This is a genomic window from Pseudomonas sp. NPDC087615 (genome assembly GCF_044743445.1).
Lineage (GTDB): Bacteria > Pseudomonadota > Gammaproteobacteria > Pseudomonadales > Pseudomonadaceae > Aquipseudomonas > Aquipseudomonas baetica_A.
In genome coordinates, this window is record NZ_JBIUWM010000020.1 from 79,125 (window position 1) to 93,627 (window position 14,503).

Consider the following 14,503-nt stretch of genomic DNA (forward strand, 5'->3'; position numbering starts at 1 on the left):
GGGAAATATCGTACAAAAATACGAGAGCACTCCCGCAAAGTCGGCGGAAATGGACATTCCATGGGACTACATCGCGAGCAGGCTCACTCCTACAAGAGAACCGTTTCCTTCACACAGTCAGCGGCGAACACAACCCCAATGCAGGAGCGAGCCTGCTCGCGAAAGCGTCAGTCGAAGCAACCCCCTCATCAGCAACCAACCGCAAATTCAGCCGCAACCCCGTCCCGCTGTTCTCCGCCCACAACGTCCCGCCCTGGCGCTGCACCGCATTCCTGGCAATGCTCAACCCCAACCCGAACCCGCCATTGCCCGGCCGCGCCCCATCCAGTCGAATGAACGGATCAAAAATCCGCTGCAGATCCCCGTCAGCCACCCCGCCACCCTGATCCTCCAGCCACAGATGCCAATAATTCCCCTCCCGCCGCCCATCCAGGCGCACGATCCCGCCCTCAGGCGAGTGACGAATGGCATTACGCAAAATGTTTTCCAGCGCCTGCGCCAGCGTATTGAGATTGCCGCGCACCCAGCACGACGCTTCGACGGAGCACTGCAATTGCAGACTCGACCAGCCGCTTTCATAACAGGCGTTATCGGTGAGCATTTCCCACAGTGCCTGGATCTGGATGGCCTCATCCGGCAATGGCGACCGATCAGTGTCGAGCCAGGCCAGTTGCAGCGTGTCTTCGACCAGCCGTTGCATGCCGTCGACTTCACGGCCGATGCGCTCGCGCAATTGCACCAGGCTTTGCTCGCTTTCGCTGGCCACGCGCAGTCGACTCAGCGGTGTACGCAGTTCATGGGAGAGGTCGCGCAGCAATTGCTGTTGCAGGGCGACGCTCGATTGCAAACGTTCGGACATCGAGTCGAAGGCTCGGGCCAGCTCGCCGAGTTCGTCCGGTCGCTGGGTGATACCGCTCGACAGCCGCACATTCAATTGATCGGCACGCCAGGCGTTGGCCTGTTCACGCAGGTTGTTCAGCGGCACCACCAGCAAGCGATATAAGCCAACGCACAGTAATAAAGTGAACAGACCGGGAATCACGCCGTTGGTGATCACCCGCCAGAACACTCGATATTTGCCCGGCAGAAAACGCTCGGGGAGTTCAATCACCAGACTGCCAACGGAGGGTTCTTGGGGAAACGGTATGCGCAGCCACGGCCGGCCCTGCTTATGTATCGGCCAGTCGAGCCCGCGCAGAAAGGTCAGGTGCTGGATTTCCTGATCATTGAGCGGCTCATTGCTCAACGACTGCAAGTTGCTGCCTATGACGCCGACCCAGGCGGCTTCGCGCAACTCCATGCTCTGCAACCAGCTATCGACGCCTTCGCGCCGGCTCCGCTGCCACGCCTGCTCGGCTTCGCTGGCATAACGCATCAAGGTGCCACGCGCCTCGTTGGAGAGAAACTGATTGCGTTGCTCCATGTACCGGCCCCATGACCAGCTCAGCCAGATCATCAGCAAACAGAACGCCACCAACAGAAAGGCCAGCTTCCAGAACAGCGAATGACGCCCCGGCAGCTCAGACACTCTCATCAGCGGCACTCAACACATAGCCCTTGCCCCAGACCGTGCGCACTTCGCGCTCGGTATAACCGATGGCCTTGAGTTTGCGGCGGATCTGGCTGATGTGCATGTCGAGGCTGCGGTCATGGGCCGCGTAACCGCGTTGCAAAACATGTTGATAAAGGAAGGCCTTGCTCAGCACCTCCTCATCATTGCGATCGAGGGTTTCCAGCAGACGGAATTCGCTGCGGGTCAGCCCCGCCGGTTGTTCGCGAAAGAACACATCGCTTTGTTCATCGGCGAAACGCAGCGTACCCAGCGCCATGGGCACCGCGACAGCCGCCGGGCGACGATCCAGGGCCACCCGCCGCAGAATCGCTTCGATGCGCACATGCAACTCGGCCATGCTGAACGGCTTGGGCAAATAGTCATCGGCGCCCAAGCGGAAACCACTGATGCGATCAGCCTCGGCTCCCAGCGCCGACATCAGCAACACCGGTGTCGAATGACTCTGGCGCAACTGGGTCAGCACCTTGAGACCGTCCAGCCCGGGCAGCAGAATATCCATCAGCACCACGTCAAACGGTTGATGCTGAGCGATGTTCAGACCTTCCTGGCCGTTCTGGCACCACGTCACCTGAAAGCCGCTGCGGCCCAGGTGTTCGTGAACGTAGGCACCCAGGACCGGATCGTCTTCGATGGAAAGAATGCGTGGCTGAACGACGGAAACAGGATTCATGACTATCTGCAAATAATTCTCAGTTGAGCGCAATTATTCAAGATTGAGGGACATCGGGCAACCCAAGCTTGACCTGCCGGACAAACGCGCACCGATGCACAGACCGACCACGACACCATTTTTCCGGAGATTGCCCGCGAGCAAATCGCTACACTGCGCCCATGCCGCGTGCCGGATGCACGCATGAGTCAACAGATCAGCGGGATGCGGGAGACAGGTGTGCTCAAGAAACTGGGAATCAAAGGTCGCGTGATGCTGCTGACCTTGTTGCCGACCAGCCTGATGGCGCTGGTGCTGGGTGGTTATTTCACCTGGACGCAGCAGTCCGACTTGCAGACCCAATTGATGCAGCGTGGCGAAATGATCGCCGAGCAACTGGCGCCGCTGGTAGCTCCCGCCATGGGCCATGGCAACAACGAATTGCTCGAACGCATTGCCACCCAGTCCCTCGAACAACCGGACATGCGCGCGGTGACCTTCCTCGCGCCGGATCGCACGCCGCTGGCCCACGCCGGCCCCACCATGCTCAATCAGGCGCCGAGCGGCGACAGCGCCCACCTGCAACGGCGCAGCGGCAATGACGCAACTCGTTACCTGATGCCGGTCTTCGGCAAACACCGCAACCTTGCCGGCGAGGTGATCCCCGAAGAGTCCGACCGCCTGCTGGGCTGGGTCGAACTGGAGCTGTCCCACAACGGCATGCTGCTGCGCGGTTATCGCAGCCTGTTCGCCAGCCTGCTGCTGATCGCCGCAGGCCTCGCCGGCGCGGCTTTGCTCGCGTTGCGCATGGGGCGCACCATCAACCGCCCGCTGGGCCAAATCAAACAAGCCGTCGCGCAACTCAAGGACGGTCATCTGGAAACCCGCCTGCCCCCCCTTGGCAGCCAGGAGCTCGATGAACTGGCGTCGGGCATCAACCGCATGGCCGGTACCCTGCAAAACGCCCGCGAAGAATTGCAGCACAGCGTCGATCAAGCCACCGAAGACGTGCGCCAGAACCTGGAAACCATCGAAATCCAGAACATCGAACTGGACCTGGCCCGCAAAGAGGCGCTGGAGGCGAGCCGGATCAAATCCGAGTTCCTCGCCAACATGAGCCACGAGATTCGCACGCCGCTCAATGGCATTCTCGGCTTCACTCACCTATTGCAGAAAAGCGAACTGACGCCGCGTCAGCTCGACTATCTGGGCACCATTGAAAAGTCCGCCGACAGCCTCTTGGGCATCATTAACGAGATCCTCGATTTCTCGAAAATCGAGGCCGGCAAACTGGTGCTCGACCATATCCCGTTCAACCTGCGCGATCTGTTGCAGGACACCCTGACGATTCTTGCCCCGGCCGCCCACGCCAAACAGCTTGAACTGGTCAGCCTGGTGTACCGCGACACGCCTCTGTCGCTGGTCGGCGACCCGTTGCGCCTGAAGCAGATCCTCACCAACCTGGTCAGCAACGCGATCAAGTTCACCCGCGAAGGCACCATCGTCGCCCGGGCCATGCTTGAGGAAGAGCACGAGGACAGCGTGCAACTGCGCATCAGCATTCAGGACACTGGCATCGGCTTGTCGAGCCAGGACGTACGGGCGTTGTTCCAGGCCTTCAGTCAGGCTGACAACTCGTTGTCGCGCCAACCCGGAGGCACCGGTTTGGGTCTGGTGATTTCCAAGCGACTGATCGAACAGATGGGCGGCGAAATCGGCGTCGAGAGCACGCCGGGCGAAGGCTCGGAATTCTGGATCAGCCTGAGCCTGCCCAAGGCCCGCGACGATGCCGAAGACCTGCCCTCGGCGCCGCTGCTCGGACGTCGGGTGGCGGTACTGGAAAACCACGAACTGGCGCGTCAGGCCTTGCAGCATCAACTGGAAGACTGCGGCCTCAACGTCACACCGTTCAATACCCTGGAAAGCCTGACCAATGGCGTCACCGGCGCGCATCAGACCGATCAGGCGATTGATCTGGCGGTGATCGGCATCACCAGCAACGACATGTTGCCGGAACGTCTGAACCAGCATATCTGGGACCTCGAACACCTGGGTTGCAAAGTGCTGGTACTGTGCCCGACCACCGAGCAGACGCTGTTCCATCTGTCGGTGCCCAATCCGCACAGCCAGTTGCAAGCCAAACCGGCCTGCACGCGCAAACTGCGCCGGGCGCTGTCGGATCTGGCCAACCCGCGCCAACCGCGCACCGAACCCGGCGAGCCGCTGTCGAGTCGCGCGCCGCGAGTGCTTTGCGTCGATGACAACCCGGCCAACCTCTTGCTGGTGCAAACCTTGCTCGAAGACATGGGCGCCAAGGTCCTCGCCGTGGAAAGCGGTTACGCCGCTGTCAAAGCGGTGCAGACCGAATCCTTCGACCTGGTATTGATGGACGTGCAGATGCCGGGTATGGACGGTCGCCAGAGCACCGAAACCATCCGCCAGTGGGAAAGTGAGCGGCATTGCACGCCGCTGCCGATCGTCGCCCTCACCGCCCACGCCATGGCCAACGAAAAACGTGCGTTGCTGCAAAGCGGCATGGACGACTACCTGACCAAACCGATCAGCGAACGGCAACTGGCGCAGGTCGTGTTGAAGTGGACCGGTCTGGCCCTGCGCAATCAGGGGCCGGAGCGGGCCAGCGAAAACACTGCCGGCCAAAACGAACTGCCGGTACTCGATCACGAGGAAGGTTTGCGTCTGGCTGCCGGTAAAGCCGATCTGGCGGCAGACATGCTGGCGATGTTGCTGGCCTCGCTGGAGGCCGACCGCGAAGCCATCCGCAATGCACGCGACAGCCACGACCAGAATGCACTGATCGAACGTGTCCATCGCCTGCACGGCGCCACACGTTACTGCGGCGTACCGCAATTGCGCGCCGCCTGTCAGCGCAGCGAAACCCTGCTCAAACAGGACGACCCGAAAGCCGCGCAGGCCCTCGATGAACTGGAGCGAGCGATGAACCGACTGGCAGCGCAAGCGAGGATCAGCGCCTGATCCAGCGCAATGCCGTTCGATGCAGCCCCGGCTAAAGTGGACTCGGGTGCTTCAACCCGAGTCGATGTTCCAGGAGGATTTCATGCGCACGATCGTTTTCAGCAGCCAGGCCTACGACCGCGACAGCTTTCTCGCGGCCGACTGCCCGGCGGACATCGAACTGCATTTTCAACCTGCCCGGCTCAGCCTCGACACCGCCGCGTTGGCCGACAGACACGACGTGGTTTGCGCGTTCATCAATGACGATCTCAGCGACGCGGTGCTGGAGCGACTGGCCGCCGGCGGCACTCGATTGATTGCCTTGCGCTCGGCCGGTTACAACCATGTCGATCTGGCCGCAGCCAAACGTCTCGGCCTGACCGTCGTGCGTGTCCCGGCCTACTCGCCCCATGCCGTGGCCGAACATGCTGTCGCGCTGATCCTGGCCCTCAACCGGCGCTTGCACCGCGCGTACAACCGCACCCGCGAGGGCGATTTCAGCCTGCATGGGCTGACCGGATTTGATCTGGTCGGCAAGACGGTCGGCATCGTCGGCACCGGGCAGATCGGCGCCACGTTCGCTAAAATCATGCACGGTTTCGGCTGTGAATTGCTGGCCTGCGATCCGTATCCAAACCCCGACGTCCTGGCGCTCGGCGCACGCTATCTGAGCCTGCCGGAGTTGCTTGCGCAATCGCGAATCGTCAGCCTGCACTGCCCGCTCAACGAGCAGAGCAAACACCTGATCAACCGTGATTCACTGGCGCACATGCAAGCCGGCGCCATGCTGATCAACACCGGACGCGGCGCTTTGGTCGACACTCCAGCGTTGATCGACGCCTTGAAGGACGGCCAGCTCGGCTATCTGGGGCTGGATGTGTATGAGGAAGAAGCGCAGTTGTTTTTCGAGGATCGCTCCGACCTGCCGTTGCAGGACGACGTGCTGGCGCGATTGCTGACCTTCCCGAACGTGATCATCACCGCGCATCAGGCGTTTCTGACGCACGAGGCGCTGGGCGCGATTGCCGCAACGACCCTGCACAACATCGCGAGCTGGGCGGCAGGATCGCCGCAAAACCAGGTCGAGGGTTGAGGGTTTAACGTTTTATTTCGGTGATAGCGAGGACGCCAAAATCAATAGCGCCAGCCAGCCGAAGCCGAAAAACCGCTGCTTCGCCGAGTGCCCGCTGCGCAGCAGGAACCAGACGAAAACCATCGGCAACAGGAACACCATGATCTTCAGCCAGCTTTCCACCGGACGGCTGCCATCTTCATTGATGGGCGGCGCAACCGTTTGTTCAGCCTGTTGACGCCGCCGACGCCCCGCTGCGGCCGGCATGACTTTTGGCAAAGGCTCAGGCGCGGGAGGGACAAATGCCTCGGGCACAGCCTGGTTGCGCGGCAGACTGCCGAATGAAATCGTCGAAGGCTGAACGGGTGCCGCTGCGGTCTGCGCTTGTGCGTGGGTTGGCTGCTCTGCCATCGGAGCCCCGCAATGAATGCACGCCGAGGCTTCTGAGCTGATGCTGCGCTTGCATTCATAACATTCGATAAGCGCCATGTTCCGTTCCTTCAGAGTCGAGGGCGGCAGTTTGCCATGTGTGCAAGCCGATTTGAACCTGATCGAAGGTCACATGCGTGCGTCATTCTGCAACGTGGCCCGTGCTAGCATGTCGCGCATATTTGGAGGACCCATGGTCGAACACGATTTCCGCTACAACCTGATGAACCCGCAACACACCCTCACCGAATGCCGCGCCCTCGTTCCGGGCCGCTATCAGGTCACCGGCAATGGTGGCTCGATCCGCATCGGTGATGCCCTGTTGGTCACCCTCAAAGGCAGCAAGGACTTGTCCATGCGCCTGACCGTCGAAACCGTCCGCCACCTGATCAATCCGCCGGGACAATGGACCGCGATGACCACAGGCCCGGTGTTCGGCGAACTGGCGATTCACACCTGGCAGGTCAACTGCGACAGCTGCGCCAAAGAGCTGAGCTTTGAATTCGCCGTCGACGCCAAGCTGGGCAAAACCGCAGAAAAACCGGCCGCCACCGCGCGCATCGCCGATCTGGGCTGGAAAGCCGTTGGCGACAAGCACCTGTGCCCGAAATGCCAGGAGCCTGCGTGATGAAACGCCTTGCCCTGACCGCTCTGGTCGGTGTTGGCCTGATGGGCTGCGCCGCGGAGCCTGTGCAGTTGCAACAGAACCGCAGCTACATTCTGGAGTGGATCGGCGAGCGGCCATTGATGGATTACAGCCATCTGACCGTGACCCTTGGCGATGATGGTCGCGCCTATGGCAACGGCGGCTGCAACCATTGGTTCGCGCCTTACACGCTTGATGGCGACAAGCTGAGCTTCGGCAAGATCGGTAAGACCCGCAAACTGTGCGCGCCGGCACTGATGGAGCAGGAGCAGCGTTTCCTGCAGGCATTGGAAGGCGTGCAGCGCTGGGACATCTCGCCCATCGAGCAGATGCGCTTCTGGCCGGCGCAAGGCAAACCGCTGCGCTGGTGGCTGGAAGAGGGTTGATCATTTGTGGTGAGGGGATTTACCCCCTCACCACAGAAGCTCACTGGCCACAGAGGCTCGGCGTGCCTACTGGGTGGCCTGCAACGCCTCAAGCTTGGCCATCACCCCGGCCGCCGTCTGCTCACCCAGCAACTGCTCCCGCACCTTGCCTTTGTTGTCGATGATGTAAGTCACCGGCAACGCCTCGCTGCGCGGCAACTCGAACAACTCCGCCGGATCCTGCGCCAGCACGGTGAACTTGATGCCCAGTTTTTCGCTGGCGCTCTTCAACTCTTCCCCCTGCACGTTGTCGAAGTTGACCCCGAACACGCCGACGTTCTTGCTCTTGAGCTCGTCTGCCAGATGGTTGAGCTCCGGGATTTCGGTCCGGCACGGCCCGCACCATTCGGCCCAGTAGTTGAGCACCACCCATTGTTTGTCCAGGCGCTGGGACGCCACCTTCTGACCATTCTGGTCGATGCCGTAATCATTGCCGCAGCCCCCCAGCATCAACGCCCCGATTATGGTCAATGCCGCTGCCAATCGCCGTGTCATGTCGTGTTCCTTGTGAAAATTTGAATGCGCCTGCGACCCATCGTCTCTGAAGGTTCTGGATTGTGCGCTGCACAGTTAGAATAGCCGCCACTTTACGCCAGAAGCGACCCGCCATGACCGATCTGACGCTTTATCACAATCCGCGCTGCTCGAAATCCCGCGGCGCACTGGAACTGCTGGAAGCCCGCGGCCTGACCCCGAACGTCGTGCGTTACCTCGAAACCCCGCTGGACGCGGCGCACATCAAGGCGTTGCTCGGCAAGCTGGGGATCAGCGCACGGCAACTGCTGCGCACCGGGGAAGATGAATACAAAATGCTTCAACTCGCCGACAGTAGCCTCAGCGAAGATCAACTGATCGCCGCCATCGCCCAGCATCCAAAACTGATGGAGCGACCGATTCTCGAAGTCGGCGACAAAGCCGTCATCGGCCGTCCACCGGAACAGATCCTGGAGTTGCTGCCGTGAGCGCGCCTTACATTCTGGTGTTGTATTACAGCCGCAGCGGCTCGACCAACGAGATGGCCCGGCAGATTGCCCGCGGCGTCGAGCAGGCCGGTCTTGAAGCACGCCTGCGTACCGTGCCGGCGATCTCCACCGAATGCGAAGCCGTGGCCTCGGACATCCCTGATGAAGGCGCGCTCTACGCCACCCTCGATGACCTGAAGAACTGCGCCGGTCTGGCGCTGGGCAGTCCGACCCGTTTTGGCAACATGGCCGCACCGCTCAAGTACTTCCTCGATGGCACCAGCAATCTGTGGCTGACCGGCGCACTGGTCGGCAAACCAGCCGGCGTGTTCACTTCCACCGCCAGCCTGCACGGCGGTCAGGAAACCACGTTGCTGTCGATGATGCTGCCCCTGTTGCACCACGGCATGCTGATCACCGGCCTGCCGTACAGCGAATCGGCGCTGCTGGAAACCCAGGGCGGCGGCACGCCTTACGGCGCCAGCCATCATGCCGGGGCTGATGGTAAAAGCGGTCTCGATCAGCACGAAGTGGCACTGTGTCGCGCACTCGGCCTGCGTCTGGCCAAGACTGCCCAAAAACTGGAGGACTGACATGGCCAGGAAGCCGAAGATTCTGCCCTCCGTCGCGTGGCTCGAGCCGCGCGTCAAAGCGATGCGGATTATCAGTCTGTTGTGCTTTTTCGGCCTGGCCGGATTGCTCGCCGCTTACTACCTGATCTTTGCCGACCTGCACGGTGCGCGACCGTGGGTGATTCTGCTGGTCGAGCTGATCCCGTGGATCGTCCTCGCACCGGCCATGATCATGGGCAGCGCTCGCGGCCATTCGTGGATGTGCTTTGTGGTGAATCTTTATTTCATCAAAGGCGCGCTGGCGGCGTATGACCCGAACCGGCAGTTGTTCGGCATTCTGGAGATGCTCGCGAGCCTGGCGGTGTTCTGCTCGGCGCTGCTGTATGTGCGGTGGCGGTATCAGTTGAATCGCAAGCTGGCGGGTGAAGGCGAGATTTCCGTCGCCTGAGCCGGCGCCATCGCGAGCAAGCCCGCTCCCACAGGGGATTTGTGAACGCCACAGATCCTTTGTGGGAGCGGGCCTGCTCGCGAAGGGGCGGACTCGGTGTCAGTGATTGACGGTATAAGCCAGCATCATCGAAATCTGGCTCATCGGCCGGCCGCCACTCTCTTCATGCCACTGGTTGAACACATTCTGCACAATGGCCAGATCGCGCAGACTGGTCGGCGCCTTGTCGACGATCTTCTGTGCATTCAGAGCCGCGACCACGTCGTAGCTCGGCACAAACGTATCCTTGCCGACCATGCGCAAAAAGCGCGGCGCCGACAGTCCGCCCAACTGATGGCCGTGCTTTTTCAGGTAGGTCCACAGACCGACAATATCGGTTACCGGCCACTCGGCAATCAACGCGCCGAAACTGCCCTTCTCCTTCTCCACATCCAGAATGAACTGCGCATTGCGCGGCACACTCTTGAGCTTGCCCAAGTGGCGGATGATCCGCGCGTCCTGCATCAGCCGCTCAAGGTGCTCGGCGCTCATCAGCACGACTTTCTCCGGGTCAAACTTGAAGAACACCTCTTCAAACGCCGGCCACTTGGCGTCGACCAAGCTGTGCTTGAGCCCGGCGCGAAACACGCGCAGCGCCATGGTCGAGAGGTAGCGGTCGTCGCTGATCTTGCGCAGTTGCGCCGGGGTCTTGGGAACGGGCAGATGGGCTTCCAGTTCAGCCGCTGAACCAAAGCGGTTCAGACAGTATTCGTGCAGCCACTTGTAATCGCGCATGCCCTCTCCTATTGAATGAAGCGAAGAAACCAATGTGTGCAGGCATGCTCGCGAAGGCGTTGTGTCATTCAGCACATATGTCGACTGAGACGACGCCTTCGCGAGCAAGCCCGCTCCCACAGGGATGATGTTTACAGGTTGACGATATTGACGAAGCGCGAAGCCGCCGTCTCGTCGATCTTCAGACTGGTGAAGTCGAACAGGTTGCGGTCAGCCAGTTGCGACGGCACCACGTTCTGCAAACTGCGAAAGATGCTTTCGGTGCGGCCCGGGGTCTTGCGATCCCAGTCCTGAAGCATTTCCTTGACCACCTGACGCTGCAGGTTTTCCTGCGAACCGCAGAGGTTGCACGGGATGATCGGGAATTCCTTCAAGTCCGAGTAAGCCTGAATGTCTTTCTCGTTGCAGTACGCCAGCGGGCGGATCACCACGTTGCGACCGTCGTCGGCGCGCAGCTTGGGCGGCATCGCCTTGAGCGAGCCGTTGAAGAACATATTGAGGAAGAACGTTTCGACGATGTCGTCGCGGTGATGACCGAGGGCCATTTTGGTCGCACCGATTTCATCGGCGAAGGTGTACAGCGTGCCACGACGCAGGCGCGAGCACAGCGAGCACGTGGTCTTGCCTTCCGGGATCAGTTCTTTCACCACCGAGTAAGTGTCTTTCTCGACGATGTGGTACTCGATGCCCAGTTCTTTGAGGTAGGCCGGCAGCACGTGCTCGGGGAACCCCGGCTGCTTCTGGTCCATGTTCACGGCGACGATCTCGAACTTGATCGGTGCAACCTTCTGCAGGTGCATCAGTACGTCGAGCATGGTGTAGCTGTCCTTGCCCCCGGACAGGCAGACCATGACCTTGTCGCCATCTTCGATCATGTTGAAATCGGCGACCGCTTCGCCGGCCAGGCGGCGCAGGCGCTTTTGCAGTTTGTTCTGGTTGACCGTAAGAGTGCCCATGACGCGAAATCCGTGAGGTGTGACGAAAGGCCGGCATTTTACGCAAAAACCCTGAGTTTGTGGTCACAGGTTGTCGCCATTGGCCGATTCGTCCTTTACAGACCCCACGGCGATTAACCCCTGTGTTTACAGCGCGATTTGCTCTAAGCCCCTAGTCCCGGTGCGGTTAAGACCTTTCTATACTGCGTCGTAAGGTCGCACACATTTGAAGACCTGAACTTGCTCGGCCTCATTGGCCCGTAGGCGCTCCGCTGGGGGGCGATGGCAATAACAAGAGGAGTGACTGGCATGATCCATCACGTAGTGGGACTTTTTACCCACCCCGATCAGGAATGGAAAGAAATCCGTGGCGACCAAGAGGAAAGCATCAGCCACATGTATCTGACGCACACGCTGATCCTGGCGGCCATCCCGGCTGTTTCGGCCTTCATCGGCACCACCCAGGTCGGCTGGGTGATCGGCAACCGCGCCCCCGTGATGCTCACGGTCGAAAGCGCGATCTGGATGACGGTCATGTCATACCTGGCAATGCTTGGCGGCGTCGCGGTCATGGGGGCCTTCGTGCACTGGATGGCGCGCACCTATGACGCCAACCCGAGCCTGGCCCGTTGTGTTGCATTCGCCACTTACACCGCGACACCGCTGTTCGTCGGCGGGTTGGCGGCGTTGTATCCGCATATGTGGCTGGGGATGATCGTCGGTACGGCGGCCATCTGCTACACGGTGTATCTGCTCTATGTCGGTCTTCCGACCTTCATGAATATTCCATCCGACGAGGGTTTTCTGTTTTCCAGCTCGGTGCTGGCGGTGGGCCTGGTGGTGCTCGTGGCCATCATGGCTTTCACCGTGATCGTCTGGGGGCTGGGCGTCGGCCCGGTCTATACCAACTAGAAAAGCGTCCTGCCTGAGAAAAACCAGACCTGCCAATAGAGGCCGCCGCAAGGCGGCCTTCTCGTGAGGGTGACGACCATTCGGCAGTTCGGCGATTCGCAAGTCCCAAGGGTTGCGGCATACTCGACACCTCTGGAGATCCATCAAGCATGCCCGAGCAACTCAATACCCGCGTCGAAGACTGTTACCAACTCGCTGAATCCTTTTTCAAACGTCACTTCCAACGCCCTGTGGTGAGCCTCAAGCTGCGCGGGCAAAAAGCCGGGGTCGCGCATCTGCACGAGAACCTGCTGCGCTTCAACCCACAGCTGTACCGGGAAAACACCGAGCATTTCCTCAAGCAGACCGTGGCCCATGAAGTCGCGCACCTGATCGCCCATCAACTGTTTGGCGACCGCATTCAGCCCCACGGCGAGGAGTGGCAACTGATCATGCGCGGCGTTTATGAACTGCCGCCGGATCGCTGCCATACCTATCAAGTCAAACGCCGCAGCGTGACGCGCTATATCTATAAATGCCCGTGTGCAGACAGCGATTTTCCGTTTTCGGCGCAGCGTCATAGCCTGGTACGGCAGGGGCGGCGGTATTTGTGCCGCAGATGCCGCAACACGTTGGTGTTCAGTGGTGAGATGCGGGTGGAATAAGTGTTGTTAGAACTGGCCCCACCGCTAGCAGGCTGGCTCCCACATTGACTGCGCCGCAGACACATCCAGTGTGAAAGCTAGCCTGCCAGCGATAGAGCCTGCACAGGCACTAAAGAATTACCTTGGCTACACGCAATTCGGTAATCCGCTCAGCACTAAACCCCAACGCCCCCAACACCTGATCCGTATGCTGCCCCAACACCGCCCCGACATGCCGCGGCGCTGGTAAAGCCTCGGAAAACTTCAGCGGACAAGCCATCTGCGTCTGCGTCGTGCCATCCCCCCGCGGCACCTGCGTCACCAGTTCCCGCGCCTGCAACTGTGGATGCTGCACCGCCTCACCCAGGCTCAACACCGGTTCGACACAGGCATCGATCCCGGCGAACAACGCGCACAGTTCGGCAAAGTCATGCTTCTCAAATTCAACCTTCAACGCCTCCTTGAGCGCCTGCTGTTGCTCAGGCTTGGGGGACAATCCGTGCGCCGCCAGCTCCGGCCGGCCCAGCGCCGTACACAGTGGCTGCATGAAACCCGGCTCCAAACTGCCCACCGACATCCAGCGCCCATCGCGGGAACGGTAATAGTCGTAGAAGCTGCCGCCATTGAGCATCTGGTCTTCCCATCCCGGCTCCTCGCCGCAAGCCAGATAGCCGGCGCCGGCCATGGCATTCAGGCTGAAGGCGCAGTCCGTCATGCTCACGTCCAGATGCGTGCCCTGCCCGGTTTGCTGACGCGCGATCACCGCCGCCAACAGACCAATCACTCCATGCAGCGAGCCGCCGGCGACGTCTGCCACCTGCATGCCCAGCGGCAAAGGCCCGCTGTCGGCGCGGCCGGTGTAACTGGACAGCCCGGCCAGGGCCAGATAGTTAATGTCGTGGCCGGCGCGATCCCTGTAAGGCCCGGTCTGGCCGTAACCGGTGATCGACACGTAAATCAGCTTCGGATTGATTGCTTTCAACGCCTCGTAACCCAGCCCCAAACGCTCCATCACACCGGGGCGAAACTGCTCAAGCACGATGTCGTAATCGCCCAGCAACTGTTTGATCACGTCCAGCGCTGCGGGCTGTTTGAGGTCCAGCGCCAGGCTGCGCTTGTTGCGATTGAGATACGCGTGACTGGCTGATACCCCGCTGTCATGGGGCGGCAGCACCCGCAACAGATCCATGCGCGAGGGCGATTCGATGCGCAGCACGTCGGCGCCCATGTCCGCCAGCAGCAGCGAGGCGAACGGCCCCGGCAACAATGTCGAGAAATCCAGAATTTTAAGTGAGGCCAGCGGTGCGGACATGGGCGAACTCCTTGTGCGATGCACTCAGCCTAGGCAGCTAACCGCCATGCAGCAATCACCGGATGTGTCAGTAAACATGACCGTTGCGCTCAAATCGCAGGCCAAAAAAAACCCGCCGAACAGACTGTGTGAAAACCTAGCAATCTGCATCGCGGTTTAAGAAAATGCCCCGCATCGAAAGATACGGGGCATTTTTGT

Annotated in this window: 16 protein-coding genes; 9 read left to right on the forward strand and 7 right to left on the reverse strand. The window is 60.6% G+C overall.

Annotated features, from left to right (window positions below; translation table 11 throughout):
• Positions 1-109: 109 nt before the first annotated feature.
• Both ACIOU6_RS12485 and ACIOU6_RS12490 read right to left on the reverse strand, forming a co-directional pair.
• On the reverse strand, positions 110-1,534 hold the full coding sequence (locus tag ACIOU6_RS12485) for a histidine kinase sensor domain-containing protein (RefSeq protein ID WP_401136577.1): 1,425 nt from the start codon (positions 1,532-1,534) through the stop codon (positions 110-112).
• Positions 1,521-2,243 carry a response regulator transcription factor gene (locus ACIOU6_RS12490; protein WP_401136579.1) on the reverse strand — a complete coding sequence of 241 codons (723 nt, stop codon included), beginning with the start codon at positions 2,241-2,243 and terminating at the stop codon, positions 1,521-1,523. Before ACIOU6_RS12490 ends, ACIOU6_RS12485 begins: the two co-directional genes overlap by 14 nt.
• 219 nt (positions 2,244-2,462) lie before the next feature.
• Here ACIOU6_RS12490 and ACIOU6_RS12495 point away from each other — a divergent pair, with 219 nt between their 5' ends.
• Positions 2,463-5,216, forward strand: coding sequence for a response regulator (locus tag ACIOU6_RS12495; RefSeq protein ID WP_221733058.1), 2,754 nt, complete (start codon positions 2,463-2,465; stop codon positions 5,214-5,216).
• A gap of 82 nt (positions 5,217-5,298) precedes the next feature.
• Positions 5,299-6,288 (forward strand): 2-hydroxyacid dehydrogenase, encoded by a 990-nt coding sequence (locus tag ACIOU6_RS12500; protein WP_221733016.1) that lies wholly within the window; start codon positions 5,299-5,301, stop codon positions 6,286-6,288.
• 12 nt (positions 6,289-6,300) lie between these two features.
• Here ACIOU6_RS12500 and ACIOU6_RS12505 read toward each other — a convergent pair whose 3' ends face one another.
• On the reverse strand, positions 6,301-6,756 hold the full coding sequence (locus tag ACIOU6_RS12505; RefSeq protein ID WP_401136582.1) for a hypothetical protein: 456 nt from the start codon (positions 6,754-6,756) through the stop codon (positions 6,301-6,303).
• Positions 6,757-6,889: 133 nt separating this feature from the next.
• Between ACIOU6_RS12505 and ACIOU6_RS12510 the strand changes: the two genes are divergently transcribed.
• Positions 6,890-7,324, forward strand: coding sequence for a hypothetical protein (locus tag ACIOU6_RS12510; protein WP_401136584.1), 435 nt, complete (start codon positions 6,890-6,892; stop codon positions 7,322-7,324).
• Positions 7,324-7,728 (forward strand): META domain-containing protein, encoded by a 405-nt coding sequence (locus tag ACIOU6_RS12515; protein WP_221733019.1) that lies wholly within the window; start codon positions 7,324-7,326, stop codon positions 7,726-7,728. Before ACIOU6_RS12510 ends, ACIOU6_RS12515 begins: the two co-directional genes overlap by 1 nt.
• Before the next feature lie 66 nt (positions 7,729-7,794).
• On the opposite strand, the gene ACIOU6_RS12520 is transcribed toward ACIOU6_RS12515, so the two are convergent.
• On the reverse strand, positions 7,795-8,262 hold the full coding sequence (locus ACIOU6_RS12520) for a TlpA disulfide reductase family protein (RefSeq protein WP_401136587.1): 468 nt from the start codon (positions 8,260-8,262) through the stop codon (positions 7,795-7,797).
• Between the two features lie 113 nt (positions 8,263-8,375).
• Here ACIOU6_RS12520 and arsC point away from each other — a divergent pair, with 113 nt between their 5' ends.
• From arsC to ACIOU6_RS12535, 3 genes are read left to right on the forward strand one after another with little or no spacing between them, the layout of a single operon-like run.
• A complete protein-coding gene (gene arsC, locus ACIOU6_RS12525; RefSeq protein WP_221733021.1) occupies positions 8,376-8,729 on the forward strand; it encodes an arsenate reductase (glutaredoxin) in 354 nt (117 codons plus the stop codon).
• The gene (gene wrbA, locus ACIOU6_RS12530; RefSeq protein WP_221733022.1) at positions 8,726-9,322 is read left to right on the forward strand and encodes an NAD(P)H:quinone oxidoreductase; all 597 of its coding nucleotides are present in this window, start codon (positions 8,726-8,728) and stop codon (positions 9,320-9,322) included. The genes arsC and wrbA overlap by 4 nt, the downstream gene beginning before the upstream one ends.
• Before the next feature lies 1 nt (position 9,323).
• The gene (locus ACIOU6_RS12535; protein WP_221733023.1) at positions 9,324-9,749 is read left to right on the forward strand and encodes a DUF2069 domain-containing protein; all 426 of its coding nucleotides are present in this window, start codon (positions 9,324-9,326) and stop codon (positions 9,747-9,749) included.
• Positions 9,750-9,848: 99 nt separating this feature from the next.
• On the opposite strand, the gene ACIOU6_RS12540 is transcribed toward ACIOU6_RS12535, so the two are convergent.
• A complete protein-coding gene (locus tag ACIOU6_RS12540) occupies positions 9,849-10,523 on the reverse strand; it encodes a DNA-3-methyladenine glycosylase I (RefSeq protein WP_221733024.1) in 675 nt (224 codons plus the stop codon).
• Positions 10,524-10,654: 131 nt separating this feature from the next.
• Entirely contained in the window at positions 10,655-11,479 is an 825-nt protein-coding gene (gene ttcA, locus ACIOU6_RS12545) for a tRNA 2-thiocytidine(32) synthetase TtcA (RefSeq protein WP_221733025.1), read from the reverse strand.
• A 288-nt stretch (positions 11,480-11,767) separates the two neighbouring features.
• On the opposite strand from ttcA, the gene ACIOU6_RS12550 reads away from it, so the two are divergent.
• Both ACIOU6_RS12550 and ACIOU6_RS12555 read left to right on the forward strand, forming a co-directional pair.
• Complete coding sequence (locus tag ACIOU6_RS12550) at positions 11,768-12,370, forward strand: Yip1 family protein (RefSeq protein WP_007917515.1); 603 nt, start codon at positions 11,768-11,770, stop codon at positions 12,368-12,370.
• Positions 12,371-12,519: 149 nt separating this feature from the next.
• A complete protein-coding gene (locus ACIOU6_RS12555) occupies positions 12,520-13,014 on the forward strand; it encodes a SprT family zinc-dependent metalloprotease (protein ID WP_221733026.1) in 495 nt (164 codons plus the stop codon).
• 109 nt (positions 13,015-13,123) lie between these two features.
• Here the strand turns inward: ACIOU6_RS12555 and ACIOU6_RS12560 are convergent, their stop codons facing one another.
• The gene (locus ACIOU6_RS12560) at positions 13,124-14,305 is read right to left on the reverse strand and encodes a CaiB/BaiF CoA transferase family protein (protein WP_401136593.1); all 1,182 of its coding nucleotides are present in this window, start codon (positions 14,303-14,305) and stop codon (positions 13,124-13,126) included.
• Between the last annotated feature and the right edge of the window lie 198 nt (positions 14,306-14,503).